The sequence below is a fragment of the Streptomyces altiplanensis genome (genome assembly GCF_053591575.1).
Window position 1 is genome coordinate 57,432 of sequence record NZ_JBSFUB010000002.1, and the last position, 26,637, is coordinate 84,068.

The following is a 26,637-nucleotide window of genomic DNA, read 5'->3' on the forward strand; positions in this document are numbered from 1 at the left end:
GACTCACTGGTCTACTCCGTGCAGGGTGAGGAAGGTCTTCATACGGTCCTCGGCGAGGTGCGGGTCCGGGAACAGGCCCAGGCCGTCGGCCAGTTCGTACGCCCGGGAGAAGTGCGGCAGCGAGCGGGCCGAATGGAGGCCGCCGACCATCGTGAAGTGCGACTGGTGGCCCGCCAGCCAGGCGAGGAAGACGACGCCCGTCTTGTAGAAGCGGGTCGGGGGCTCGAAGAGGTGGCGGGACAGCTCGACCGTGGGGTCGAGGAGCTCGCGGAACTTCTTCGTGTCGCCCGTGTCGAGGGTGCGGACCGCTTCCGCCGCCAGCGGGCCCAGCGGGTCGAAGATGCCCAGCAGCGCGTGGCTGAAGCCGTGGTCGTCGCCCGCGATCAGTTCGGGGTAGTTGAAGTCGTCGCCCGTGTAGCAGCGCACGCCCTTCGGCAGGCGGCGGCGCAGGTCGATCTCGCGCTGGGCGTCCAGGAGCGAGATCTTGATGCCGTCGACCTTGTCGGGGTGCGCGGCGACGACCTCCAGGAAGGTCTCCGTGGCGGCGTCCAGGTCCGTGCTGCCCCAGTAACCGTCGAGCGCCGGGTCGAACATCGGGCCCAGCCAGTGCAGGATCACCGGCTCGGCCGCCTGGCGCAGGAGGTGGCCGTACGCCGTCAGGTAGTCCTCCGGGCCCCGGGCGGCCGCCGCCAGGGCCCGTGACGCCATGAGGATGGCGCGGGCGCCGGTCGACTCGACCAGGGCGAGCTGCTCCTCGTACGCGGCCGTGACGTCCGGGAGGGCGTGGGGGACGCCGGCGGCGAGCTGGTCGGTGCCCACGCCGCAGGCGATCGCGCCGCCGGCCGCTCTGGCCTCGGCGGCCGAGCGGACGATGAGTTCGCTCGCCCCCGCCCAGTCGAGGCCCATGCCGCGCTGCGCCGTGTCCATCGCCTCGGCCACGCCCAGGCCGTGCGACCACAGGTGGCGGCGGAAGGCGAGGGTGGCGTCCCAGTCGATCGCGGCGGGCGCGTCGGGCGACACGTCGGCGTACGGGTCGGCCACCACGTGCGCCGCCGAGTAGACCGTGCGGGAGGTGAGGGGGGCGCCGTGGGGTGCGAGGGCGAAGGGCTCGGTGCGGGGTGCGTAGGCGCGGTGTCCGTGCGCGCCGTGCGGGAGGTTGACCGTCACAGCGACAGCTCCGGAACGTCGCGGCGGCGGCCCTCGGCGGACGCCTGGAGACCGAGCTCCGCGAGCTGGACGCCGCGCGCGCCGGCGAGGAGGTCCCAGGTGTACGGCTCGTCGAGCGCGACGTGGCGCAGGAACAGCTCCCACTGGGCCTTGAAGCCGTTGTCGTACGTGTCGTTGTCGGGGACCTCCTGCCACTGGTCTCGGAAGGAGTGCGTGACCGGCAGGTCCGGGTTCCAGACCGGCTTGGGGGTCGCGCTGCGGTGCTGCACGCGGCAGTTGCGCAGGCCGGCGACGGCGGAGCCGTGCGTTCCGTCCACCTGGAACTCGACGAGTTCGTCGCGGTTGACGCGGACCGCCCAGGAGGAGTTGATCTGGGCCACCGCGCCGCCCTCCAGCTGGAAGATGCCGTACGCCGCGTCGTCGGCGGTGGCGGCGTACGGCTTGCCCTGCTCGTCCCAGCGCTGCGGGATGTGCGTCGTGACGTGCGCCTGGACGGCCGTGACGCGGCCGAACAGCTCGTGCAGTACGTACTCCCAGTGCGGGAACATGTCGACGACGATGCCACCGCCGTCCTCCGCGCGGTAGTTCCAGGAGGGGCGCTGGGCGTCCTGCCAGTCGCCCTCGAAGACCCAGTAGCCGAACTCCCCGCGGACGGAGAGGATCTCGCCGAAGAAGCCGCCGTCGATCAGGCGCTTCAGCTTGAGCAGGCCCGGGAGGAAGATCTTGTCCTGTACGACGCCGTGCTTGATGCCGGCGTCGCGGGCGAGGCGGGCCAGGTCCAGGGCGGCGTCGAGGCCGGTGGCCGTGGGCTTCTCCGTGTAGACGTGCTTGCCGGCGGCGATCGCCTTCCTGATGGCCTCCTCGCGGGCCGAGGTGACCTGCGCGTCGAAGTAGATGTCGACCGTCTCGTCGGCGAGGACGGCGTCGAGGTCCGTGGACCACTCGGTGAGGCCGTGGCGTTCGGCCATCTCCTTGAGCGCGTGTCCGCGGCGGCCCACCAGGACCGGCTCGGGCCACAAGGCCGTGCCGTCGCCGAGGTCCAGGCCGCCCTGCTCGCGGATGGCGAGGATCGAGCGGACGAGGTGCTGGCGGTACCCCATCCGGCCCGTGACGCCGTTCATGGCGATGCGCACTGTCCTGCGTGTCACGAAAGTTCCCTCCGTACGGCCATAGCAAGCGCTTTCTATGCGCTATGAAGCTAGCCTGCGGACAGCTGCTCGTACAAGACCCGGAGGACGACCAGATGACAGTGACCTTGGCGGACGTGGCGGCCCGCGCCCAGGTGTCGCCGGCCACCGTCTCCCGTGTGCTCAACGGCAACTACCCGGTCGCCGCCGCCACCAGGGAGCGGGTGCTGCGCGCGGTCGACGATCTCGACTACGTGCTGAACGGGCCGGCCAGCGCGCTCGCCGCGGCGACGTCGGATCTCGTGGGGATCCTGGTGAACGACATCGCCGACCCGTTCTTCGGGATCATGGCCGGGGCGGCCCAGTCGCAGATCGGCGGGACGGAAGGCACCGGCACCGGCGCGGGGCGGGCGGGGAGCGAGAAGCTCGCGATCGTCTGCAACACGGGAGGATCGCCGGAGCGGGAACTCACGTACCTGACGCTGCTGCAACGCCAGCGGGCGGCCGCGGTGATCCTGACCGGGGGCGCGATCGAGGACCCCGGGCACTCGGCGGCGGTCGCGGCGAAGCTCGCGAAGCTGGCGGACGGGGGTGCGCGGGTGGTGCTGTGCGGGCGGCCGCCGTTGTCGGGGGACGGCGAGTCGGTGGTGGCCGCGCTGACGTTCGACAACCGGGGCGGGGCGCGGCGGCTCACCGAGCACCTGCTGGCGCTGGGGCACCGGAGGATCGGGTACGTCGCCGGGCCGGTGGAGCGTACGACCACGCGGCACCGGCTGGAGGGGCACCGGGAGGCGCTGGCCGAGGCCGGCGTCCCCGACGAGGGCGAGCTGACGGTGCACGGGCCGTACGACCGGCGGTCCGGGTACGACGCGACGCTGGAAATCCTGCGGCGGGATCGGGGGTTGACGGCCGTGGTCGCCGCGAACGACACGGTGGCGCTGGGGGCGTGCGCGGCGCTGCGCGACCGGGGGCTCCGCATCCCGGACGACGTGTCGGTGGCGGGCTTCGACGACCTCCCGTTCTCGGTGGACACGGTGCCCGCGCTGACGACCGTGCGGCTGCCGCTGTACGAGGCGGGGGCGCGGGCGGGCCGGCTGGCCACGGGGCGGGAGGCGCCGCCGCCGGGGGGTGTCGCTTCGGTGGCGGCGGAGCTGGTGGTGCGGGGGTCCACGGGGGCGGTGCGGGGCTGAGGCCCGGGGGCGCGGGCTGGGCGGGGGTGCGGCCGGCGCCGCGGGGGCCGGGCGGGGGCAGGTGGGTGGGTGGTGGTCTGCGGGCACCGCGCACCCCCGGGGCTTCGGCCGGGGGTCCGGGGGTCGCCCCCGGGCAGGCACAGCACGTCCCGGACACCACCCCCTGCGCGGCCCGCCCCCTCGCGCCGGTGGGTGGTGGCCTGCGGGCACCGTACGTCCCGGGGGGCTGGCTCCCTGCGTGGCCCGTCCGTTCGCGGCGGTCGCGGTCAGCGTGTGGTCAGCGCGTCCGCCACCCGGGTGAAGAAGCGGGCGTGCGCCGCGTGGCTGGCCGGGAGTTCCGGGTTCCAGGGGATCACGCGCGCGTCGCCCAGGCGGGCCGCGTCGAAGGGGGTCGCGTTGGCGCGGGTGTCCGCCAGGACGATCTGCGGGGCGAGCGACGCGGCTTCGGGCCAGCCGACGGTGGACCAGTTCGCGCCGCTCCCGGCGGGCGGGTCCGTCAGCCGTACGCCCAGTCCGGCGAGGGCGCGCAGGTCGGGCCAGGAGTGGGGGCGGGCGAGGTGGACCTGGTCGCCGGCCGGGGAGAGGGCCAGGACGCGGGGTGCGTCGTCCGTCGCGGCGGTGCGCAGCCGCTCGCGCGCCGCGTCCAGGGCGACCGGGGGCTCCGCGCCGCCGAGCGAGGCCGCGAGGGCGGCGAAGCGTCCCCGGATCTCGTCGAGCGAACGCCCCTGCCCGACGTCGAGGACCACGACCGGCACCTGGGCTTCCAGATGCTTGGCCGCGGCCGGCTCGATCCCGTAGACCTGGCCGCCCCCGTAGCTGACGGCCACGACGAGGTCGGCCCCGGAGGAGAGGACCCGGTCGGGGTCGAGCGAGCCGCCCGCGCCGAAGTAGGTGACCTCACCGAGCGGGAGCCGGCCGGACTTGGCGCGGTCGGGCGCGGGGCCGTCGTGGTACGAGCCGAAGATGCCCAGGGGAAGGAGGCCGTGGTCCCAGAGGGTCGCGCCCGCCTGTATGTAGGCCACGACCCTGGTGGGCCACCGGGAGGCCGACGACACCTGTCCGCGGTCGTCGCCGAACTGCCATATCGCTGCTGCTTCAGTCATGGGCGAGTCCTGCCCCGCCGGAAGCCGCCGGAAGCTTCCGTGCGCCGCCCGGCGGGGCGTGCGGCGCACGGTTCCGCTTACGGGGTGGACTACCGGGAAGTCGTGGTGGGGACGAAATGATGTGCTGGCAGCCGCACCGCTCGTACGGACCGAAGGAAGGAACACCACAGTGAAGTACGCCTTCTCCACCCTCGGGGTGCCGGGCATGCCGATGAGCGAGGTCGTACGGCTGGCCGCCGGGACCGGTTACGACGGCGTGGAACTGCGCGCGCACCCCGAGGAGCCGGTCCATCCGGGCATCGGCGCGAAAGCGCGGAGGGACGTCGTCGAGCAGTTCGAACGCGCGGGTGTCGAGATCCTGGCGGTGGCGGGGTACACCCAAGTGGCGGCCCCCGGCGAGGACGAGCCCGTGTACGAGGAGCTCCGCGCCCTGCTGGCCCTCGCGCACGACCTGGGCGCGCCGTACGTCCGCGTCTTCCCCGGCGGCGGCGACGGACAGAGCCAGGAGGAGGCGGACGCGACGGCGGCCCGGCGGCTGGGCCTGGCGGCGGAGACGGCGGCCGGCCTGGGCGTGCGGATCCTGCTGGAGACGCACGACTCGCACCGCACCGGCGCGGCGGCCTCGCGCGTCCTGGGACCGGTGGGGCACAAGAACGTGGGCGCGCTGTGGGACGTGATGCACACCTGGCTGGGCGGCGAGACCCCGGCGGCGGCCCACGCCGTACTGGCTCCGCACCTCGGCTACACCCAGGTCAAGGACATCGCGTCGGCCGACGACACGACCCCGCTGGCGCTGGGGGCGGGCGTGCTGCCGCTGGGCGAGTGCCTCGCGCTGCTCGACGACGACGGGTGGGTGTGCTGGGAGTACGAGAAGCGCTGGTACCCGGCGGTGGCGGACCTGCCGGGGCTGCTGGCGGACGGGCGGGCGTACCTGCGGGGCCTGCTGGGCTGACCGGCGGGTGTGCGGGGGGCCGAGGGGGTTCCGGCCGCCCCGTCCGTCTCCTCCGCACCGTTTCCGTGAGATCTCCGTACCGGGGGAACCCGCGGCGAACCGCCTCCGTCCAACCGGCGTACTGCCGGTGGGTCTTCGCAGAGCGGTGTCGGCACTCGCTGACCGCCCCCTCTCCAGCCGCCTGCGGCCGGCGGCACAGCCGCCACTGGCGCGCCCCCTCCGCATGCGCCAGTGGCGGCTCCCCCTCCCCGTTCGGCCCCTTCACCGCGCCCCGTGTGCGACACGGGCTCCTTTGTGCTGCCGCACCCTTGACCTGGCAGTTAGTTTCCGGATATCCGTGACTCCTTGGAAGTTTCCTTCAACTCCGTTGTCGGGTACGGCCGTAAGGAGTTCACGTGCACCACCACCGCACCTCCAGACGCACCCTGCTCAGCGCGACCGCCGCCGCGGTGGCCGCGGCCGCCATCACCACCACGCCGGCCATAGCCGCAGGTGAGGAGTCCACGAGGAGATCCACCCGGGACCGCCTCAAGCGCCTCGTCTCCCGGATGAGCCTGGAGGAGAAGGTCGGCCAGCTCTTCGTGATGCGGGTGTACGGGCACTCCGCGACCGAGCCCGACCAGGTCGACATCGACCTCAACCTGAAGGAGACGGGGGTCAGGACCGCCGCCGAACTCGTCGCGAAGTACCACGTCGGCGGCATCATCTACTTCACCTGGGCGCACAACACCCGTGACCCCCATCAGATCGCCGGTCTGTCGAACGGGATCCAGCGGGCCGGGCTCGCGCAGGGCACCCCCGTCCCCCTCCTCATCTCCACCGACCAGGAGCACGGCATCGTCGCCCGCGTCGGCAGGCCCGCGACCCTCGTGCCGGGTGCGATGGCGCTCGGGGCCGGCGGCTCGCACGCCGACGCGCGGAAGGCGGCGCAGATCGCGGGGGCCGAGCTGGCCGCCATGGGCATCGTGCAGAACTACGCGCCCGTCGCGGACGTCAACGTCAACCCCGCCAACCCCGTCATCGGCGTACGGTCCTTCGGGTCCGATCCGCAAGCCGTCGCCGGGATGGTCGCCGCGCAGGTCAAGGGGTACCAGGGCGCCGGGATCGCCGCGACCTCCAAGCACTTCCCCGGGCACGGCGACACCAAGGACGACAGCCACTACTCCCTCCCGACGATCCGTCACACCGCCGAGCAGTGGGAGGAGCTGGACGCCCCGCCGTTCCGCGCCGCCATCGCCGCCGGCATCGACTCGATCATGACCGCCCACATCGTCGTACCGGCCCTCGACCCGGCCGAGGACCCGGCGACGCTCTCCAGGCCGATCCTGACCGGGGTCCTGCGCGAGCGGCTGGGATACGACGGGGTCGTGGTGACCGACTCCCTCGCCATGGCGGGCGTACGCCAGAAGTACGGCGACGACCGGGTACCCGTCCTCGCGCTCCTCGCCGGGTGCGACCAGCTGCTGAACCCGCCGGACCTGCCCACCGCCTGGAACGCCGTCCTCAAGGCCGTGCGGGACGGGGAGATCAGCATGGCGCGGATCGAGGAGTCGGTCCTGCGGATCCTGCTCCTCAAGGACAAGCTGGGGCTGTTCCGCTCTCCTTACACCTCCCCCGAGGAGGTCGACCGGACCGTGGGCGTGCGGGCGCACCTCGCCGCGGCGGACAGGATCGCCGAGAAGACGACCACCCTGCTCGCCAACGAGGGCCGGCTGCTGCCGCTCAGCCGCCGTACGCACAAGAACGTGCTGGTGGTCGGGGCCGACCCCGCGTCGCCCTCCGGTACCACCGGGCCGCCCACCACCGTCGTCGCCGGGGCCCTGACCGGACTCGGCTTCACCGCCACGGCCCTGTCCACCGGGATCACCCCGACCCGGGCGAAGATCGACGAAGCGGTGGCGGCGGCCAGGGGCAAGGACGTGGTGGTCGTGGGGACGTACAACGTCTCGGCGACCAGTCCGCAGCGCACGCTCGTCCGCGAGCTGGCGGCGACCGGGGTGCCCGTCGTCACCCTCGCCATCCGCAATCCGTACGACATCGCCCAGCTCGACGGGACGGGGCTGCGGGCGAGCGTCGCGGCGTACTCGTGGACCGATGTCGAACTGCGCGCGGCGGCGCGGGTCATCGCGGGCCATGCCCGGCCCGGAGGGAAGCTGCCCGTTCCGGTGCAGCGGGCGGACGATCCGGCGAAGGTGCTGTATCCGGTCGGGTACGGGCTGACGTACTAGGCGTACGCGCCGTACGCCGGACCATCGGCGCACCACCACCAGCTGCGGTGGGCTGCGCCCGCCGGGTGTGAGTCTTCGTCACATCCGGCGGGCGCGGCCGGACGCGTTACGGGCGCAGGGTCTGCCGCTGCTCCGTACCGCGCTTGTCGAGCTTCGCGTCGTACGACGCCAGCGGCTTCGCCTTCGACGGGTCCTCCTGGACGGCGGCCGGGGCCACGCCCGCCCATTCGAGGATCGCGGCGGTCGCCTTCGCCTTCTGCTCGGGTACCAGGCCCGCGACGTTGGCGCCGTGGTTGGCGCCGGGCGCGGTGAAGACGTAGGAGTCGCGCGCGCCCTTGCCGAGGCGGAACGGCTCGGCGCTCCACGGGTCGTTCTGCCCGTTCACGAACAGCATCCGCGTGGCGTTGTGCCGCACCCAGCCGTCCACGTCGCGCATGACGCTCGGATCGAACTTCATCGGGATGTCGCGCGGCACGTAGACGCGCGGCTGGAAGAAGTCCGGGCCGTACTTCATGAGGCCGTCGAGGTGCGGGTACTTCACCTGCGGCGCGCCCATCTGGGTGCCCGCCTGGTAGTAGTACGGCGTGTACGTGGCCAGGCTCTGGTCGCTGTACGCGGCGAAGCCGGAGATCTGGTCGACGTAGTCGTAGAGGACCTGGTCGGAGGAGTCGGCGGCGGGCACGTCCGCGCAGTCGCTCTCCTTGCTGTACTGCCAGAAGGCCCACACGAAGTCCAGGACCGTCGACTCGTACGCCTTGTCCAGGCTGCCGACGGTCTCGAAGGTGGCGTTCTCGGCGTCCGCCCACTCCTTGAGCTTCGCGGTCAGCGGACCGCGCCGCTCGAGCGCCTCGCGCTGCACGGCGTTCAGCGCGTCGCGGCACTCCTTGGTGCCGACGCCGCGGAAGAAGCGGTCGTACGCCGAATCCTCCTTGTTCACCACGTCGTTGGGGGCGACGTACGCGACGACGCCGTCCATGTCGCGCGGGTAGAAGCGCTCGTAGTACGTCGCGGTCATGCCGCCCTTGGAACCGCCGGTGGAGAGCCACTTCTTGGAGTAGATCTTCTTCAGCGCGGTGAAGATGCGGTGCTGGTCGCTCGCGGCCTGCTCGATGTCGAGTTTCGACCAGTCGGCGGGCGCGGGGCGGGACGGAGTGAAGAAGCGGTACTCCATCGACACCTGGTTGCCGTCGACGATCCGCGTCGGCTCGCTGCGGCCGGGGTTCGTCGAGACGTTGTACCCGCTGGTGAAGAAGACCGTCGGGCGGTTGACGTCCTTGTGCAGCAAGGTGACGCGCTGCTTGAAGGTGCCCTTGGACGGGCGCCGGTGGTCGACCGGCTGGGTGTAGTTCAGTACGAAATAGCGGTAGCCGGTGTACGGCTTCTCCTCGACCAGGCTCATGCCCGGTATCGCGAGGATCCGCTCCTTGATGTCCTGGATGTCCTGCTCGGTGCTGCCCGGCCCGGCGGTGGTGGCCGCCCCGGCCGGTGCGCCGCTGAGCCCGACGGTGCCTATGAGCACCGCGGCCGACAGCAGCGTTCTGAGCGCCTTGCGCATTCGCCCTCCCCTGTTCAGTCACAGACGACGGGGCGAACCTAGCCGGGCAACTCCCGTATCACCAGCCTCAGCAGAGAATCCAGCCGGTGGACGCCTTCCTGGTGCCGACCGAACCGTGCGCCCGCACGCAGCGGTTGAGGGCGTAGACCGTCACCGGCCCCGCGCGGTGGGTGAACCGGCCGCTGTCCTTGGCGGCCCGGCTGCCGCGCGCCTGGATGGTGACGGACATGCTCTGCCGTGCGCCGGGGCGCTTGGCGACGGTGACGGCGCAGGCGTAGCGGCGGCTCTTGTAGACGCGCAGTTCACCGGTGGCGAAGGCGACCGTCTTGACCTTGCGGCCGGAGCAGGCCGCGACCGCCTCGGCGCTCCCGGCGCCGGGGCCCGTGAGGGTCAGTCCCGCCACCGCGACCGCCACGGCAAGTCCGTACATCAGGTGTTTTCTCATCGCCCCACCGAACACTCGCGCCCTCTTCCCCCTCGTGAGCGTACGCACACACGTGCGTACGGACGCCCGAGGGGGGTGGCTCGGTTGCGGACAGCGCGAGGGAGATCCGGGACGCCGCGGCGGGTGGCGGCCCGCCGTGCTCAGACCGCCGCCGGCTCGTCCTCGCCGACGAACGTGCGCCACAGCCGGGCGTACGTCCCGCCCAGGGCCAGCAGTTCGTCGTGCGTGCCGTCCTCGACGACCCGGCCGTGGTCCATGACCACGACCCGGTCGGCCCGCGCCGCCGTCGTCAGGCGGTGCGCGACGACCAGGGTGGTGCGGCGGCCGGTGAGCCGGTCCGTGGCCTGGTTGACCTGGGCCTCGGTGGCGAGGTCCAGGGCGGCGGTCGCCTCGTCGAGGAGCAGGACGTCCGGGTCGACGAGTTCGGCGCGGGCGAGCGCGATGAGCTGGCGCTGGCCAGCGGAGAGGTTGCGGCCGCGTTCGGCGACCTCGTGCAGGTAGCCGCCTTCGAGGGTGGCGATCATGTCGTGCGCGCCGACCGCGCGGGCCGCCGCCTCGACCTCGGCGTCGGTGGCGTCGCGCCGCCCGTAGGCGATGGCGTCGCGGACCGTGCCCGCGAAGAGGTACGCCTCCTGCGGTACGACGCCGAGGCGGTGCCGGTACGCCGTGATGTCGAGGTCGCGCAGATCGGTGCCGTCGGCCGTGACGCGCCCGGAGGTCGGGTCGTAGAAGCGGGCGACGAGCTTGACGACGGTGGACTTGCCCGCGCCGGTCTCCCCGACGAAGGCGACGGTCTGGCCGGCCGGGATGCGCAGGTCGATCCCGCTGAGTGCCTCTTCGGGTTCGTCGGCGGCCCCGTACTGGAAGCGCACGTCCTCGAAGGCGATCTCGCCGCGCAGCGACAGGACGTCCTTCGGCCGCTCGGCGGCGGCGGTCGACGTGGGTTCCCGCAGGAGCTCCTGAATGCGCCTCAGGGAGACGGTGGCCTGCTGGTACCCGTCGAAGACCTGCGAGAGCTGCTGCACGGGCGCGAAGAACAGGTCGATGTAGAGGAGGTACGCGACGAGCGCGCCCGTGGTCAGCGTGCCCGCCTCGACCCGCCCCGCGCCGACGATCAGCACCGCGGCGGCGGCGGCCGACGACAGCAGCTGGACGAACGGGAAGTAGACGGAGATCAGCCACTGGCCGCGCACGCGCGCCTCGCGGTAGCTGTCGCTGCGCTCAGCGAACCGCTCGGCGCCGGTGCGCTCGCGCCGGAACGCCTGGACGATGCGCAGCCCGGACACCGACTCCTGGAGGTCGGCGTTGACGACACCCACCCGGTCGCGCGCCAGCTCGTACGCCCTGACGCTCGACTTCCGGAAGAAGTACGTGCCGATGACCAGCACCGGCAGCGTCGCGAAGACCACCAGGGCCAGCTGCACGTCGATGACGAGGAGCGCGACCATGATGCCGAAGAAGGTGACGAGGGAGACGAAGGCGGTGACGAGACCGGTCTGGAGGAACGTCGACAGGGCGTCGACGTCCGTCGTCATGCGGGTCATGATGCGGCCGGTCAGCTCGCGCTCGTAGTAGTCGAGGCCGAGGCGCTGGAGCTGGGCGAAGATCTTGAGCCGGAGCGCGTAGAGCACGCGCTCGCCGGTCCGGCCGGTCATCCGCATCTCGGCGGTCTGCGCGGCCCACTGCGCGAGCACGGACAGCAGCGCGAGCCCGGACGCCGCCCACACCGCGCCGAGCGCGAGCCGGGTGACGCCCTCGTCGATGCCGTGGCGGATCAGGACCGGCAGGAGCAGCCCCATGCCGGCGTCGACGGCGACGAGTACGAGGCTGACCAGCAGCGGCAGCCCGAAGCCGCGCAGGAGGCGGCGCAGGCCGTACGACTCCTCGGGCTGGACTGCGCGGTCCTCGTCGACGTCCGGTACGTCGTCGGCCGGCGGCAGCGCGGCGACCTGGGCGAGCAGTTCGGGGGTGGCCGGCATGCCGGGCGCGTGGTCGGTGTCCCGGCCGCCGGACGAGGTCTCGTCCCGTACCCACAGGTCGGGCGTGATGCCGCGCTCGGCGTCGAACTCGGCGTCCAGCTCCGCCTGCACGGACCGGTCGTCGGCCGGCTGCGGCGCCTTGGTGAGGAGGTGTCCGGGCGATACGCCGCCGAGCTCGTCGGGGTCGGTGAGCAGCCGCCGGTAGAGGGCGCAGCGCCGCTGGAGCTCCTCGTGCGTACCGATGTCGGCGAGGCGGCCGCCGTCGAGCACGGCGATGCGGTCGGCGAGGTTGAGGGTGGAGCGGCGGTGGGCGATGAGCAGCGTCGTACGCCCCGCCATGACGGACCTCAGCGCCTCGTGGATCTCGTGCTCGACGCGGGCGTCCACGGCGGACGTGGCGTCGTCGAGGAGGAGCAGGCGGGGGTCGGTGAGGATGGCGCGGGCGAGGGCGATGCGCTGGCGCTGGCCGCCGGAGAGCGTGAGGCCGTGTTCGCCGACGGCCGTGTCGTAGCCGCTGGGCAGCCCGGAGATGAAGTGGTGGGCCTGGGCGGCGCGGGCGGCGGTCTCGATCTGCTCGTCGGTCGCGTCCGGCAGCCCGTACGCGATGTTGGCGCGGACGGTGTCGGAGAACAGGAAGCTGTCCTCCGGTACGAGCCCGATGGCGGCCCGCAGCGAGTCGAGGGTGAGCTCGCGGACGTCGTGCCCGCCGACGAGGACGGCGCCGTGGGACACGTCGTAGAAGCGCGGCAGGAGGAGGGAGACGGTGGACTTGCCGCTGCCGGAGGAGCCGACGACGGCGACGGTCTCGCCGGACCGGATTTCGAGGGAGAAGCCGTCGAGGACGGGCCGGTCGTCGGCGTAACCGAAGGTCACGTCGTCGAACTCGACGGTCGCGGGGGCGTCGGCGGGAAGTTCCCTGGTCCCGTCCTCGATGGACGGCTCGGTGTCGATCAGCTCCAGGACGCGCTCGACACCGGCCCGCGCCTGCTGGCCGACGGTGAGGACCATGGCGAGCATGCGGACGGGGCCGACGAGCTGGGCGAGGTAGGTGGAGAAGGCCACGAACGTGCCGAGGGTGATCTGCCCGCGCGTCGCGAGCCAGCCGCCGAGGGCGAGCATCGCGACCTGGCCGAGGGCGGGCACGGACTGGAGGGCCGGGGTGTACCGGGAATTGAGCCGGACGGTCCGCATGCGCCCGGCGAAGAGCCGCCGGCCGACCTCGCGCAGCTTGCCGGTCTCCTGCTCCTCCTGGCCGAAGCCCTTGACGACGCGTACGCCGGAGACGGCGCCGTCGACGACGCCCGCGACGGCGGCGGCCTGGCCCTGGGCGTACCAGGTGGCCGGGAAGAGCCGGGTGCGGCTGCGCTTGGCGATGAACCAGAGGGCGGGGGCGACGGCGAGGGCGACGAGGGTCAGGAGCGGCGAGAGCCACGCCATGATCGCGAGGGAGATGAGGAACAGCAGGATGTTCCCGATGGTCATCGGGAGCATGAAGAGGAGGCTCTGGATGAGCTGGAGGTCGCTGGTGGCGCGGCCGACGACCTGGCCGGTGGAGAGCTCGTCCTGACGGCGCCCGTCGAGGCGGGTGATGGTCCCGTACATCTCGGTGCGCAGGTCGTGCTGGACGTCGAGGGCGAGGCGGCCGCCGTAGTAGCGGCGTACGTAGGTGAGGACGTACACGACGAGGGCCGCGGCGATCAGCAGCCCGGTCCATACGGCGAGGGACTTGGAGCCGTCCCCGATGACGTCGTCGATGACGACCTTGGTGATCAGCGGGACGAGCGCCATGACGGCCATGCCGCCGAGCGACGACCCCAGTGCGAGCACGACATTGCGCCGGTACCTCCAGGCATAGCCCGCCAGCCGCCGTGCCCACCCTTGATCTGCCGCCGCCACTGGTGCCTCCCGGTCGTCCTGATCTGCCGGAAGTCACCAACGCGGTGAGGTGCGGATTTCATCCCGCCGGACCGAAGGCGGGTCTTCGGGCCCAGGACCACGCGCGGGCGCACCGGGACATGTGCCGGTGCGCCCGTGCTCCCCGGCGCCGCCGGCGCCGGGTCTCCCGCTCGAGGGGGGCCGGTCAGTCCGTACCGAACTCCATCGCCGCGCGGTCCAGCATCTCGTCGTCACTGGAGACCTCGCCGCGGGAGGCGATGGCCTCGGCGCCGCCCTCCGGCATGGTGCCGATCAGTCCGGTCGCGGCCGCCTGGGCGGCGCCGATGGCGGGATTGGCGGTGCCGATCAGGCCGAGTCCGGCGTACTGCTCCAGCTTGGCGCGCGAGTCGGCGATGTCGAGGTTGCGCATGGTGAGCTGGCCGATCCGGTCCACCGGGCCGAACGCCGAGTCCTCGGTGCGTTCCATGGACAGCTTGTCCGGGTGGTAGCTGAACGCCGGGCCCGTGGTGTCGAGGATCGAGTAGTCCTCACCGCGCCGCAGCCGCAGCGTCACCTCGCCGGTGACGGCCGTGCCGACCCAGCGCTGGAGCGACTCGCGCACCATCAGCGCCTGCGGGTCCAGCCAGCGGCCCTCGTACATCAGCCGGCCGAGGCGCCGTCCCTCGTTGTGGTACTGGGCGAGGGTGTCCTCGTTGTGGATCGCGTTGACCAGGCGCTCGTACGCCGCGTGCAGCAGGGCCATGCCGGGCGCCTCGTAGATGCCGCGGCTCTTGGCCTCGATGATCCGGTTCTCGATCTGGTCGGACATGCCCATGCCGTGGCGGCCGCCGATGGCGTTGGCCTCCATCACCAGGTCGACCGGCGAGGCGAACTCCTCGCCGTTGACCGTCACCGGACGGCCCTGGTCGAAGCCGATGGTCACGTCCTCGGTGGCGATCTCGACTTCGGGGTCCCAGAACCGCACGCCCATGATGGGCTCCACGGTCTCCACACCGGTGTCCAGGTGCTCCAGGGTCTTGGCCTCGTGGGTGGCGCCCCAGATGTTGGCGTCGGTGGAGTACGCCTTCTCCGTGCTGTCCCGGTAGGGCAGGTCGTGGGCGAGCAGCCACTCCGACATTTCCTTGCGGCCGCCGAGCTCGGTCACGAAGTCCGCGTCCAGCCAGGGCTTGTAGATCCGCAGGTGCGGGTTGGCGAGCAGGCCGTAGCGGTAGAACCGCTCGATGTCGTTGCCCTTGAAGGTCGAGCCGTCGCCCCAGATCTGTACGTCGTCCTCGAGCATCGCCCGGACCAGGAGGGTGCCCGTGACGGCGCGGCCGAGCGGCGTGGTGTTGAAGTAGGCGCGCCCGCCCGAGCGGATGTGGAACGCCCCGCAGGCGAGTGCGGCCAGGCCCTCCTCGACCAGCGCCGCGCGGCAGTCGACCAGGCGCGCGATCTCGGCGCCGTAGGTCTTCGCGCGGCCGGGCACCGAGGCGATGTCGGGCTCGTCGTACTGGCCGATGTCGGCGGTGTAGGTGCACGGGACGGCGCCCTTGTCGCGCATCCATGCGACCGCGACCGAGGTGTCGAGGCCGCCTGAGAAGGCGATGCCGACGCGCTCGCCGGCGGGCAGGGAGGTGAGGACCTTGGACATAGGAAGAGTATGCATGATGGCGCATGGTCATGCAAAGGCAGTCCGGGTCCCCGTGTCCTGTGCCGCCGGGGAGAAGGAGCTCGCCGCCCGGCGGTGATACGTCCGTCGCCGCGTTCCGCGGACGTACCACCGCCGTCCGGCGGGCCGGGTCAGGGCTTCGGCACCGCCGGGATCGCCTCGCGCGGGGTCTGCGTGGGGGCGTACAGCGTGGAGGCGGAGGCCGTGGGGTTGAGGGCCTTGTGGATCGCCCGGGACACGGCCTGGACGGTGTTCACACCGTCGTTCATGGTGGGGTTGTCGTGGGTGAGCACCGTGATCGCGTAGTCGTGGCGGCTGCCCGTGAACGCGCCGACGGAGTGCACCCGCCAGCCGTGCGTGGAGCGGGGCAGCCAGCCGTTCTTCACCTGGATCGTGGCGGTGGACGGGGCTCCGGCCGGAGTGCCCCAGCGCTGGGAGGAGACGACCTTGCCCATCAGGCCGAGGGTGTACTTCCGCGCGTTGTCGCTCAGGACGGTGTTCTTCGCGGTGAGCAGCGCGAGCAGCTTCTGCTCGTCGCGCGCGGTGATCTGCGTCAGGCCCCAGTAACCGCCGGTGCCGGGGACGGTCTGCGTCATTCCGGCGGCGGCCAGGAAGCCCTTGATCTTCGTCATGCCGAGCTGGCGCCACAGCGCGCTGGTGGCGTTGTTGTCCGACTTGGTGATCATGTCGGTGGCGAGCTTGGCCTCACGGGACGTCAGGTAGCGGTTGGTCTTCTTGGCGTCCCACAGCAGCGCGGCGAGGACGGTCACCTTGACCACGCTCGCGGAGTCGTACTTCTGCGTGGCGCGCAGGGTGCAGGTGGTCTTGGTGGTGCGGTCGTACAGCGAGAGGGCCGTCGTGGACTTCCGCCCCTTGAGCGCGGCGGTGATGTCCTTCGTCAGCTTGGCCGCGAGGCCCGCCTTGCCCGAGGTGCAGGCCACCGCCGGCGCGGTGGCAGCGGCGGCGGGCGCCGCGGTGACAGCGGGAGCCAGTGCGCCCAGTGCCAGTGCTGCGGCGATCGCTCCGCGGTGTATGCGGTGGTGTGTCATGGTGTGGGTCCCCGTCCCCTTGGTGTTTCTGCCGTCCCCTTGTGTTCCTGGCTGAAATGACTCTTCAGGGGCGGAAAGGTTGCACGGGAGGCGAGCGCGGAATCGGAGTTCTCCGCGAAATCCCTCTGGGTAGTGATGCCTTCCCACGGACGGAACCGGGAGGGACATGGCAACCGCCAAGCCGAGCGAGGCCCAGCTCTGCGGCCGGCTCTACGCGACGCTCGCCGCGCTGCAGAAGCTCAGCGCACCGGGGGGCAACCACTCGCTGGGGCAGCCCGGCGCATCGGCGAGGGCCGCCGAGAGGCCCTTCGACCGCATGAACGCGTACCTGGAGAAGATGGGCCCCTACTTCCTGAAGGCACGCGGACGCGGCCACGGCGAGGCCGCCGCCGCGCTCCTGCGGTCGATACCCGACCTGCTGCCCCCGGGGAAGGAGCTCCCGCGCGCCTTCGGCCACGAAGAACGCCAGGAGTTCTGCGAGAGCCGGTTCCTGCACGCGCAGACGCTCCGGGAGGAGCACCCGGCGCTGGCGTAGCCGGGCCGGGTGCCCGGCCGGACCGTCAGAGGTGCGTCGGGGCGAACATCCGCAGCAGGGCCGGGAGGACGAGCACCGAAGGGCCGGGGGCCGACAGGGACCCGGCCAGGTCTTCGGCCAGGGTCTCCGGGGTCGTGCGGCGCGCCGGTACGCCGAAGGACTCGGCCAGGGCGACGAAGTCCGGGCGGGACAGCTCCGTGCCGGTGGCCTCGTCGAAGGCGTCGGTCATGTACTCGCGGAGGATGCCGTACCCGCCGTCGTCCACGATCAGCCAGGTGACCGGGAGGTTGTGCTGGCGGGCGGTGGCGAGTTCGGCGATCGAGTACATCGCGCCGCCGTCGCCGGAGACCGCGAGGACGGGGCGGGTGGGGTCCGCCGCCGCCGCGCCGAGCGCCGCCGGGAAGCCGTAGCCGAGACCGCCCGCGCCCTGCGCCGAGTGCATGGTGTTGGGGTGGCGGGGGTCGAAGGCCGACCAGGCCCAGTAGGCGAGGATCGTCATGTCCCAGAAGCTGGGGGACGCGTCCGGCAGCGCCTCCCGGACGGAGGCGAGCAACTGCTGCTCCAGCGGCAGGTCCTGGGACGCGATGCGCTCCCGCACCTTCGCCAGGACGTCGCTCACGCGCTCGCGCGCCGTCCCGTCCTCGCGGTCCTCCACCGTCTCCAGGAGCGCCGACAGCGCCAGGCGGGCGTCCGCGTGGATGCCGAGTGCCGGGTGGTTGGACTCCAGCTTGCCGAGGTCCGCGTCGATCTGGACGACCCGGCCGCGCGGCTCGAACGTGTGGTAGTTCGAGGAGAGCTCCCCCAGGCCCGAACCGACGACGAGCAGGACGTCCGCGTCTTCGAGGAAGTCCGTCGTGTGGCGGTCCTCCAGCCAGGACTGGAGGGAGAGCGGGTGCGTCCACGGGAACGCGCCCTTGCCGCCGAAGGTCGTGACGACCGGCGCGTCCAGCTTCTCGGCGAGCGCGAGCAGTTTGCCGGAGGCGTCGGAGCGGACGACACCGCCGCCCGCGATGATCGCCGGGCGCGCGGCCGTCGACAGCAGGTGGGCGGCGACGGCCGTCAGTTCGGGGCGCGGGGGCAGTTCGCGCGGGGTCGCGTCCATCGCCGTGACGACGGGGAGGGAGGTCCGCGCGAGCAGGACGTCCTGGGGGATCTCGATCCACACCGGGCCGTGCGGGGCGGTCAGGGCCGACTCCCACGCCTCGGCGATCGCCGACGGGATCTGCGACGCCGTACGGACCGTGTGGACCGACTTCACGATGTCCCTGAACGACGCCTTCTGGTCGCGCAGTTCGTGCAGGTAGCCGTGGCGGCCGCCGCCGATGCCGGCCGACGGGACCTGGCTGCTGATCGCGAGGACGGGCGCGGACGCCGCCGCCGCCTCCTGGAGCGCGGCGAGCGACGTCAGGGCGCCCGGGCCGGTGGAGAGGAGCAGCGGGGCCGCCTCTCCGGTGATCCGGCCGTACGCGTCGGCGGCGAAGCCCGCGTTGTTCTCGACGCGCAGGCCGACGTACGAGAGCGAGGAGCGGCGCAGCGCGTCGAACATCCCGAGCGCGTGCTGGCCCGGGAGGCCGAAGACCGTGGTCGCGCCGAGGCCCTGGAGGGTTTCGACGACGAGGTCACCGCCGTTGCGGCCGGGGGGCGGGCTGAGCGCCGCAGCGGTCTGCGCCTCGGTGGGCCGCAGGACCAGGTCGTGGTCGTGGGTCATGCGTACATCCCTTCCGGGCCGGGCCTGGCGGCCCGGTGCCGACGTTCCGGCCGCGCGCCGTGGCCGGCCCGCCGTACGCGCGCGTGCGCGGCGGGCGGGCCGGTGCCGGCTCGGCGATGAGGTTACTTCGCGCCGCGCTCCGCGCCCTGGGCGCGGCCGGCCGCGATCTGCCGGGACATGATCGTCGTCAGCTCGTACGCGGTGTGGGAGGCGGCGACCGAGGTGATCTCCGCGTGGTCGTACGCCGGCGCGACCTCGACCACGTCGGCCGAGACGAGGTTGCAGGAGGACAGGCCGCGCAGGATCTCCAGCAGTTCGCGGGAGGTCATGCCGCCCGCCTCGGGGGTGCCGGTGCCGGGCGCGTGGGCCGGGTCGAGGCAGTCGATGTCGATGGAGATGTAGAGGGGGCGGTCGCCGATGCGCTGGCGGAGCTGGTCGGCGACCTCGTCGGCGCCGCGCCGGTAGACGTCGGCGGAGGTGACGATGCCGAAGCCCATCTTCTCGTCGTCGGTCAGGTCCTGCTTGCCGTACAGCGGGCCGCGCGTACCGACGTGGGAGAGCGCCTCGGTGTCGAGGATGCCCTCCTCGACGGCCCGGCGGAACGGCGTGCCGTGGGTGTACTCGGCGCCGAAGTACGTGTCCCAGGTGTCCAGGTGCGCGTCGAAGTGGAGCAGGGCGACCGGGCCGTGCTTCTTCGCGACCGAGCGGAGGATCGGGAGCGCGATGGTGTGGTCGCCGCCGAGCGTCATCATGCGGGCGCCGGTGGAGAGCAGGTCGTCGGCCGCGGCCTCGATCGTGTCGACGGCCTCGTTGATGTTGAACGGGTTGGCGGCGATGTCACCGGCGTCCGCGACCTGCGCGAGCGCGAACGGCGAGGCGTCCTGCGCCGGGTTGTACGGGCGCAGGAGGCGCGAGGCCTCGCGGATCGCGTTGCCGCCGAAGCGGGCGCCGGGGCGGTAGGAGACGCCGGAGTCGAAGGGCACGCCGACCACGGCGACGTCGGCCCGGCCGCCGACCTCGTCGAGGCGGGGCAGCCGCGCGAACGTCGCGGGACCCGCGTACCGCGGGATGCGGGAGGAGTCGACGGGGCCGCGGAACTGCTGCTCGCTGCTGCTGCTCATGTGAAATGCCTTCCTTCTTACGCTTCTTTGCGCTTTGTAGCGATTTATGACTTTAGCCGGGCAGAGGGGCGGGCGTGGACTCGGGCTCGTCCTCCGCGCCCCGGCCCGCCAGCCGCTCGCGCCAGGCCGCCAGGACGGCGGCGTCGGTCGGACGGGTGGCGAGGCTGACGGCGACGTACGCCGCGAGCGACAGCAACAGGCCGTAGTAGACGGGCTCGTTGGCGAGGATGCCGTACCGGGCCATCAGGCCGACGACGCCGAGTCCGCCGACGGTGACGGCCGCCAGGGCGCCGTACACCGTGCCGCGCTTCCACAGCAGGCCTCCGAGGATCGGCACCAGCAGACCGCCGACCAGCAGGTTGTAGGCGACGGTGAGTGCCTCGACGACGTTGTTCAGGGCGATCGCGATGCAGACGACCGCGATGCCCATGATCAGGATGAAGATGCGGTTGCCGCGCACCTCGTCGTGGACCTCGCCCTCCGGTCCACCCTTCGACACGGCGCCGCGCAGCCGCGACCAGATGTCGTTGTTGGCGACGGTGGCGCAGGCGATCAGCGCGCCCGACGAGGTCGACATCACGGCCGCCAGCGCCGCGGCGAGGACCAGGCCGCGTACGCCCATGGGCAGCTCGTCCTTGACGATGGTCGCGAAGGCGTCGTCGGCGTGGGGCAGCTTGGGGTAGAGGACCTTGGCCGCGGTGCCGATGACGGCGCCGGCGAGGGCGTAGACGAGGCAGTACGTACCGGCGACCGTGCCGCCGTAGCGCGCGACCTTGTCGCTGCGGGCGGTGAAGACGCGCTGCCAGATGTCCTGGCCGATCAGCATGCCGAACGTGTAGATCAGCACGTACGTGAAGATCGTCTCGCCGCCGATGCCGAGCGGGTCGAAGTACTCGGTGGGCAGCTGCGCCTTCATCTCGCCGAAGCCGCCGGCCTTGACGACCGCGATCGGCAGGAGCAGGAGCAGCACGCCGATCGTCTTGACGACGAACTGCACCATGTCGGTGAGCGTGATCGACCACATGCCGCCGAGCGTCGAGTACGCGACGACGACGGCGCCGCCGAGGACGATCGAGAAGGCGCGGTCCATGCCGAAGATGACGTCGAAGATCGTGGCGTACGCGATGGTCGACGTGACGGCGAGCATGAGCATGTACGCCCACATGACGACGCCCGAGATGATGCCGGCGCGGCCGCCGCCGTAGCGGAGGTCGAGCATCTCGGAGACGGTGTAGACCTTCAGGCGGGCGATGCGCGCGGAGAAGAAGACGCTGAGGGCGAGGAGTCCGAGGCCGATGGTGAAGACCATCCAGGCGCCGGAGAGACCGTACTGGTAGCCGAGGCCGACGCCGCCGATGGTGGAGGCGCCGCCGAGGACGATGGCGGCCATCGTGCCGGAGTACATGGCCGGCCCGAGGCGGCGTCCCGCCACCAGGAACTCGCTCTTGGACTTGGCGCGGCGCATGCCCCACCAGCCCATGGCGACCATACCGGCCAGGTAGATGACGATCACTGTGTAGTCGACGGCCATGGGCCCTCCTTCGCGCGCTCAGTGGCGTGTCGTGCAGAGATGTGTGCGGAGCGCGGCAGCTCTTCTGCGGGGACATCCGCCCGTACCCGCGGCCACCGGTCGGGTCGACATTAAGTGGCCGAAAGGCGACACTGAAGTGTACGTTTCATCTACTTTCCAGATCTCAAATGGATGGACCGTCCATGCCGGACACCCCGCCCCCTCCCTCCCCTCCGACCCCGCCGGTTTCGCTGGCGGCGCTGCTGGCGCGGGAGGAGCTCGGCCTGCGCCGGATCGCGGGCCCCGAGGAGGCGGATCTGCACTGGGTGCACACGTCGGAGATGGCCGACCCGTACCCGTACCTGCTCGGCGGGGAGCTCCTCCTGACCGCGGGGGTCCAGCTCACGGACCCGGACCGGTACGTGGCCCGGGTGGTGGAGGCGGGCGCGGCGGCGCTCGGTTTCGGCGTCACGCCGGTGTACGACACGGTGCCGCCCGCCCTGGTGGCCGCCTGCGAGCGCCACGGCCTGCCCCTGGTGGAGGTGGAGCCCGCGACCACGTTCTCGGGGATCGCCCGCGCGGTGTGGCGGCTGATGGCGGAGGCCCGCCACCGCGAGCTGCGCCGGGTCACGCAGGCCCAGCAGGGCCTGGCCACGGCGGCGGCCCGCCCCGATCCGGTCCCGGCGGTGCTGCGGCAGCTGACGGCGCGGCTCGGCGGGGCGTGGGCGGTGCTGCTGTCGGCGGAGGGCGCGCCCCTGGCGACGGCGGGCCGCTCCCCGTCGCCGGAGACCCACGCGGCCCTGTCCCGGCTGACCCGGGTGGTGAATCCGCCCCCGGACGAGGCCCCCGCCCGGGCCGTGCCCGCCTCCGCGACCGACACCGCCGGTGACAGCCATCTCGCCGCGTACGCCCTCGCGGGCGGCCAGCGGCTCGTTCTCGGGGTGGCCTCCGAGCGGCGCGAGGCCGGGGACCACACCATCGCGGGCGTCGCCGTCGTCCTGCTGTCCCTGCTCACGGCGCCGCATCAGGGCGCCGCGGAGTCCGCCCGCGCCGCCGCGCTGGTGCGGCTGCTGCTCGGGGCGGACGCCGGCGCGGTGGCGCCGCTGCTCGGCGCGGACGAGTGGACCGTGGTGCACGCCCGGCCGGCGACCGGCGCCACGGGACCCGACCCGCTCGCCGCCGCGGCGCTCGGCGCGGCGCTCGGCAGCGCGCTGGTGGACGCGACGGACGAGGAGGAGGGCGTCGTACGGGTCCTGCTGAGCGGAGCCGGGGAGATCGAGGCGCAGCCGGGGTGGATCCTCGGGGTGAGCGCTCCCGTGCCCCCGCACGACCTGCCCGCCGCCGACGTCCGCGCCGCCCGGGCGGTGCGCCGGGCCGAGGCCGCCCGCAGTCCCCTCGTGCGCGACCGGGCCGGGGCGGGGGCGGGGTTCGCCTCGCTCGTCGCGCCCGAGGAGGCCCGCGCCCAGGCCCGCGCCCGGCTCGCGCCGATCGCCGCGTCCCCCGCCCTGACGGAAACCCTGCGCACGTGGCTGTCGCTGCACGGGAGCTGGGACCGCACGGCCGTCGCGCTCGACGTCCACCGCAACACGGTCCGCCAGCGGATCGCCCGCTGCGCCGCCCTCCTCGAAGCCGACCTGGACGACGCCGACGTACGGATGGATCTCTGGTTCGCGCTGCGCTGGTTGTGACGCGTATGACCGTGCACCGACCTGGACAGCCCTGGTGACCACCCGGTAACTTCGACTGAGCAAGCGCTTAGACAAGCCGGGTCGAAGCCGGAGCTGAGGACAGAGGGAGGGCGTCGTCGTGCGCCGTAGCGTTTTCAACGAGGACCACCAGGCGTTCCGGGAGACCATCCGCGCCTTCATCGAGGCCGAGGTCGCCCCCGTCTACGACGAGTGGTTCGCCGCTGGCCAGGCGCCGCGCGACTTCTACTACAAGCTCGGCGAGCTGGGTGTCTTCGGCATCAGCGTCCCCGAGGAGTTCGGCGGCGCGGGCCTGGACACGCACAAGTTCGAGGCCGTGCTCTACGAGGAGACCGCGCGCGCGGGCGTCAACTTCGGCGGTTCCGGCGTGCACGTGCTGCTCGCCCTGCCCTACATCAAGATGCTCGCCACCGACGAGCAGAAGAAGCGCTTCCTGCCCAGGTTCGTCTCCGGCGAGGAGATGTGGGCGCTGGCGATGACCGAGCCGGGCACCGGCTCCGACGTCGCGGGCATGAAGACCACCGCCAAGCTCTCCGAGGACGGCACGCACTACGTCCTCAACGGCGCCAAGACCTTCATCACCGGCGGCGTGCACGCCGACCGCGTCATCGTGTGCGCCCGCACCTCCGCCCCGAGCGCCGAGGACCGCCGCTTCGGCATCTCCCTGTTCGCCGTGGACACCAAGTCCGAGGGCTACTCCGTCGGCCGCAAGCTGGACAAGCTCGGTCTGCGCACCTCCGACACCGCCGAGCTGGCGTTCGTCGACGTGAAGGTGCCGGTCGAGGACCTGCTCGGCGAGGAGAACAAGGGCTTCTACTACCTCGGCACGAACCTGGCCTCCGAGCGCTGGGGCATCGCCTTCGGCGCGTACGCGCAGGCCAAGGCCGCCGTCCGGTTCGCCCAGCAGTACGTCACGGACCGCACCGTCTTCGGCAAGCCGGTCGCGTCCTTCCAGAACACCAAGTTCGAGCTGGCCGCCTGCCAGGCCGAGGTGGACGCCGCCGAGGCCGTGGCCGACCGCGCCCTGGAGGCCCTGGACGCCGGCGAGCTGACGCCCGCCGAGGCCGCGTCCGCGAAGCTGTTCTGCACCGAGGTCGCCCACCGCGTCATCGACCGCTGCCTCCAGCTGCACGGCGGCTACGGCTACATGAACGAGTACCCGATCGCCCGCCTGTACGCCGACAACCGCGTCAACCGCATCTACGGCGGCACGAGCGAGGTCATGAAGTCCATCATCGCCAAGTCGATGGGCCTGTAGTCCAGGTGACCGAAGCGCTCGACAGCCTGCTCGATCTGCTCGACCTGGAGCAGATCGAGCAGGACTATTTCCGGGGCCGGTCGCGCTCCGCCGTCGTCCCGCGCGTCTTCGGCGGCCAGGTGGCCGCCCAGGCGCTGGTCGCGGCGGGCCGCACCGTCCCCGAGGACCGGCTCGCCCACTCCCTGCACGCGTACTTCCTGCGCGCCGGCGACCCGGGCGCGCCGATCGTCTACACCGTCGACCGCATCCGCGACGGCCGCTCCTTCACCACCCGGCGCGTCGTCGCGGTCCAGCACGGGCAGCCGGTCTTCCACCTCTCCGCGTCCTTCCAGGCGTACGAGGAGGGCCTGGAGCACCAGGCGGACATGCCGCCCGCACCGGATCCCGAGACGCTCCCGACGACCGCCCAGATGCTGCCGGAGTACGCGGACCACTTTCTCGACCCCGGCGTCGTCGACCGCCTGCTCGAAGCCCGCGCGGCGGTCGACCTGCGGTACGTGGACGCCCCGCCGTACGGCACGGTCGGCGAACCGCGCGAGCCGCGCTCGCAGGTGTGGTTCCGTACGAACGGCAAGCTGGCCGACGATCCGCTGCTGCACGTCTGCCTCGCCACGTACGTCTCCGACATGACGCTGCTCGACTCGGTGCTGCTGGCCCACGGGCGCGGCGGCTGGACGACCGGCGACGTCGTCGGCGCCTCGCTCGACCACGCGATGTGGTTCCACCGGCCCTTCCGGGCGGACGAGTGGCTGCTGTACGACCAGGAGTCGCCGTCCTCGTCGGGCGGGCGGGGGCTGGGGCAGGCCAGGATCTACACGCGGGACGGCCGGCTCGCGATCTCCGTCATCCAGGAGGGCGTGGTCCGGGTCCCGCGCTGACCCGCGTGGCTCGTGGCGTCACCCGCCCGTGCGCCGGATCAGGCCGTGCCCAGCAGGCCGGCCGCGTCCAGCAGGTAGGCCGTCATCGGGTCGTAGAAGCGCGGGTCGGTGACGTGGTCGTCGAGCGGGACGGTGACCTGGAGCGTGCCCTCGGCCTCGGCGATGAAGAGCGCCGGGTCGTTGCAGTCGGCGTACCCGACCGCGTCGATCCCGCGCTGTCCCGCGCAGCCGGCCCACCCGTGGTCGGCGACGACCAGGTCGGGCAGCGGCCGGCCCTCGCGCTCCAGGCCGTCGAGGATCGCCGTCATCGGCTCGGGCGAGTGCGTGTGCCACAGCGTCGCGCCGCGCTCCAGCATCGCGACGTCCGCGAACTGGAACACCATGCCCTCGTCGGCGGTGAGCCCGCCCGGGATCCGCACGATCTCGCAGCCCGCGATGCGCAGCGCGTCCGCGGTCGCGCGGTGCACGTCGAGGAGCCCGCCGGGGTGCCCGGTCGCGAACAGCACGCGCTCCTTGCCGGCGGCGGCCTTGCGCAGCCGCGCCGCCATCCGCTCCAGCGCGTCGACGGTCAGTTCGGGGTCGATGGTGTCCTGGCCGCTGCGGTGCCCGGGGTCGTCGCTGACGCCGCAGCGCTCCGCCATCACGGCGAGGACGTCCTGCTCGTCGGTCCAGCGGTCGCCGAGTTCGAGGCCGAGCCAGTAGTGACGGTCGCCGTTCGCGAGCTTGCGGTAGTGGGAGAGGTTGTTGTCGCGGGGGGTGGCGACGTCACCGGCGATGCGGGTGCGGGTGAGATGGTCGACGAGGGCGGCGCGGCTGGGTATCGGCATGAGCCCATTGTGCCGTCCGGCTCCGGCCCCCGTCCGGGAAAGCCGCCGCCGGAGAAGGCGCCGCCGGATAAGCCGGAGAAAGCGAGGAAGCCGAGGAAGCCGGAGAAGGCGGGTCAGGCCGCGGTGCGCGGCGCGAGCGCGCCGAACGCGCCGTGCGCCAGCCGCCGCAGCAGCCCTTCCATCGCCGCCCGCCCCGGCAGCCCCTTGCCGTACGCCCCGAGGTGCGGCGTGGAGTTCAGCAGTCCGAACACCGCGTGCACGGCCGACCGCGCCTCCGCCTCCGGTACGCCGGGATTCAGCTCCCGTACGACGGCGACCCACAGTTCGACGTACTGCCGCTGGAGCCTGCGCACCCGCTTGCGGTCGCTCTCCCTGAGCCGGTCCAGTTCGCGGTCGTGCAGGGTGATCAGGGGCCGGTCGTCGAGGGCGAAGTCGATGTGGCCGTCGATGAGGGAGCCGAGCACCGCCTCCGGACTGTCCGCGGACTCCGCCGCGGCGCGCCGCCTGCCGCCGTCCAGCAGCCGCTCGCTGATGCCGACGAGCAGTTCGGCGAGCATGGCGTCCTTGCCCGGGAAGTGGCGGTAGAGACCGGGGCCGCTGATGCCGACGGCGGCGCCTATCTCGTCCACGCCCACGCCGTGGAAGCCGCGCTCGGCGAAGAGGCGGGCGGCCTCTTTGAGGATCTGCTCGCGGCGGGTCGGGGCCGCGACGCGGGCGGCGGCGTTGGTGCTCATGAGGTCATTCTAAACCGGCCG

General features: G+C 72.5%; 20 protein-coding genes. 7 read left to right on the plus strand and 13 right to left on the minus strand.

What is annotated here, in order from left to right; genetic code table 11:
• Window positions 1-3 precede the first annotated feature (3 nt).
• Both ACWD0Y_RS01150 and ACWD0Y_RS01155 read right to left on the minus strand, forming a co-directional pair.
• Entirely contained in the window at window positions 4-1,167 is a 1,164-nt protein-coding gene (locus ACWD0Y_RS01150; protein ID WP_450258384.1) for a dihydrodipicolinate synthase family protein, read from the minus strand.
• Window positions 1,164-2,315 (minus strand): Gfo/Idh/MocA family protein, encoded by a 1,152-nt coding sequence (locus ACWD0Y_RS01155; RefSeq protein ID WP_450258385.1) that lies wholly within the window; start codon window positions 2,313-2,315, stop codon window positions 1,164-1,166. The genes ACWD0Y_RS01150 and ACWD0Y_RS01155 overlap by 4 nt, the downstream gene beginning before the upstream one ends.
• Window positions 2,316-2,410: 95 nt before the next feature.
• On the opposite strand from ACWD0Y_RS01155, the gene ACWD0Y_RS01160 reads away from it, so the two are divergent.
• Window positions 2,411-3,484 carry a LacI family DNA-binding transcriptional regulator gene (locus ACWD0Y_RS01160; RefSeq protein WP_450258386.1) on the plus strand — a complete coding sequence of 358 codons (1,074 nt, stop codon included), beginning with the start codon at window positions 2,411-2,413 and terminating at the stop codon, window positions 3,482-3,484.
• A 266-nt stretch (window positions 3,485-3,750) separates the two neighbouring features.
• Here ACWD0Y_RS01160 and ACWD0Y_RS01165 read toward each other — a convergent pair whose 3' ends face one another.
• Window positions 3,751-4,587: an ABC transporter substrate-binding protein gene (locus tag ACWD0Y_RS01165; RefSeq protein ID WP_450258387.1), complete on the minus strand. Its 837-nt coding sequence runs from the start codon at window positions 4,585-4,587 to the stop codon at window positions 3,751-3,753.
• 169 nt (window positions 4,588-4,756) lie between these two features.
• Between ACWD0Y_RS01165 and ACWD0Y_RS01170 the strand changes: the two genes are divergently transcribed.
• A complete protein-coding gene (locus ACWD0Y_RS01170; protein ID WP_450258485.1) occupies window positions 4,757-5,539 on the plus strand; it encodes a sugar phosphate isomerase/epimerase family protein in 783 nt (260 codons plus the stop codon).
• Window positions 5,540-5,934: 395 nt separating this feature from the next.
• Entirely contained in the window at window positions 5,935-7,767 is a 1,833-nt protein-coding gene (locus ACWD0Y_RS01175; protein ID WP_450258388.1) for a glycoside hydrolase family 3 protein, read from the plus strand.
• 106 nt (window positions 7,768-7,873) lie between these two features.
• Here the strand turns inward: ACWD0Y_RS01175 and ACWD0Y_RS01180 are convergent, their stop codons facing one another.
• From ACWD0Y_RS01180 to ACWD0Y_RS01200, 5 genes are all read right to left on the minus strand, one after another.
• Window positions 7,874-9,322, minus strand: a complete 1,449-nt coding sequence (locus tag ACWD0Y_RS01180; RefSeq protein WP_450258389.1) for a S28 family serine protease — start codon at window positions 9,320-9,322, stop codon at window positions 7,874-7,876.
• Window positions 9,323-9,389: 67 nt separating this feature from the next.
• Window positions 9,390-9,767 carry a hypothetical protein gene (locus tag ACWD0Y_RS01185; protein ID WP_450258390.1) on the minus strand — a complete coding sequence of 126 codons (378 nt, stop codon included), beginning with the start codon at window positions 9,765-9,767 and terminating at the stop codon, window positions 9,390-9,392.
• Between the two features lie 140 nt (window positions 9,768-9,907).
• The gene (locus ACWD0Y_RS01190) at window positions 9,908-13,642 is read right to left on the minus strand and encodes an ABC transporter ATP-binding protein (RefSeq protein WP_450258391.1); all 3,735 of its coding nucleotides are present in this window, start codon (window positions 13,640-13,642) and stop codon (window positions 9,908-9,910) included.
• A 184-nt stretch (window positions 13,643-13,826) separates the two neighbouring features.
• Window positions 13,827-15,272, minus strand: a complete 1,446-nt coding sequence (gene argG / locus ACWD0Y_RS01195) for an argininosuccinate synthase (protein WP_450258486.1) — start codon at window positions 15,270-15,272, stop codon at window positions 13,827-13,829.
• A gap of 149 nt (window positions 15,273-15,421) precedes the next feature.
• Window positions 15,422-16,339: a serine hydrolase gene (locus ACWD0Y_RS01200; protein WP_450258392.1), complete on the minus strand. Its 918-nt coding sequence runs from the start codon at window positions 16,337-16,339 to the stop codon at window positions 15,422-15,424.
• Between the two features lie 166 nt (window positions 16,340-16,505).
• On the opposite strand from ACWD0Y_RS01200, the gene ACWD0Y_RS01205 reads away from it, so the two are divergent.
• The gene (locus ACWD0Y_RS01205; RefSeq protein ID WP_450258393.1) at window positions 16,506-16,874 is read left to right on the plus strand and encodes a hypothetical protein; all 369 of its coding nucleotides are present in this window, start codon (window positions 16,506-16,508) and stop codon (window positions 16,872-16,874) included.
• Between the two features lie 25 nt (window positions 16,875-16,899).
• Here the strand turns inward: ACWD0Y_RS01205 and ACWD0Y_RS01210 are convergent, their stop codons facing one another.
• From ACWD0Y_RS01210 to ACWD0Y_RS01220, 3 genes are all read right to left on the minus strand, one after another.
• On the minus strand, window positions 16,900-18,582 hold the full coding sequence (locus tag ACWD0Y_RS01210; RefSeq protein ID WP_450258394.1) for a thiamine pyrophosphate-binding protein: 1,683 nt from the start codon (window positions 18,580-18,582) through the stop codon (window positions 16,900-16,902).
• 122 nt (window positions 18,583-18,704) lie between these two features.
• Window positions 18,705-19,703, minus strand: coding sequence for an agmatinase (speB, locus tag ACWD0Y_RS01215; RefSeq protein ID WP_450258395.1), 999 nt, complete (start codon window positions 19,701-19,703; stop codon window positions 18,705-18,707).
• A gap of 52 nt (window positions 19,704-19,755) precedes the next feature.
• Window positions 19,756-21,234, minus strand: coding sequence for a sodium:solute symporter (locus ACWD0Y_RS01220; RefSeq protein ID WP_450258396.1), 1,479 nt, complete (start codon window positions 21,232-21,234; stop codon window positions 19,756-19,758).
• Between the two features lie 182 nt (window positions 21,235-21,416).
• Here ACWD0Y_RS01220 and ACWD0Y_RS01225 point away from each other — a divergent pair, with 182 nt between their 5' ends.
• From ACWD0Y_RS01225 to tesB, 3 genes are all read left to right on the plus strand, one after another.
• Window positions 21,417-22,901 (plus strand): PucR family transcriptional regulator, encoded by a 1,485-nt coding sequence (locus ACWD0Y_RS01225; RefSeq protein ID WP_450258397.1) that lies wholly within the window; start codon window positions 21,417-21,419, stop codon window positions 22,899-22,901.
• A 118-nt stretch (window positions 22,902-23,019) separates the two neighbouring features.
• Complete coding sequence (locus ACWD0Y_RS01230) at window positions 23,020-24,177, plus strand: acyl-CoA dehydrogenase family protein (protein ID WP_450258398.1); 1,158 nt, start codon at window positions 23,020-23,022, stop codon at window positions 24,175-24,177.
• A 5-nt stretch (window positions 24,178-24,182) separates the two neighbouring features.
• The gene (gene tesB / locus ACWD0Y_RS01235) at window positions 24,183-25,055 is read left to right on the plus strand and encodes an acyl-CoA thioesterase II (protein WP_450258399.1); all 873 of its coding nucleotides are present in this window, start codon (window positions 24,183-24,185) and stop codon (window positions 25,053-25,055) included.
• Window positions 25,056-25,093: 38 nt separating this feature from the next.
• On the opposite strand, the gene ACWD0Y_RS01240 is transcribed toward tesB, so the two are convergent.
• Both ACWD0Y_RS01240 and ACWD0Y_RS01245 read right to left on the minus strand, forming a co-directional pair.
• On the minus strand, window positions 25,094-25,882 hold the full coding sequence (locus ACWD0Y_RS01240) for a phosphatase (RefSeq protein ID WP_450258400.1): 789 nt from the start codon (window positions 25,880-25,882) through the stop codon (window positions 25,094-25,096).
• 113 nt (window positions 25,883-25,995) lie between these two features.
• Window positions 25,996-26,616, minus strand: a complete 621-nt coding sequence (locus ACWD0Y_RS01245) for an SACE_7040 family transcriptional regulator (RefSeq protein ID WP_450258401.1) — start codon at window positions 26,614-26,616, stop codon at window positions 25,996-25,998.
• Window positions 26,617-26,637: the final 21 nt, after the last annotated feature.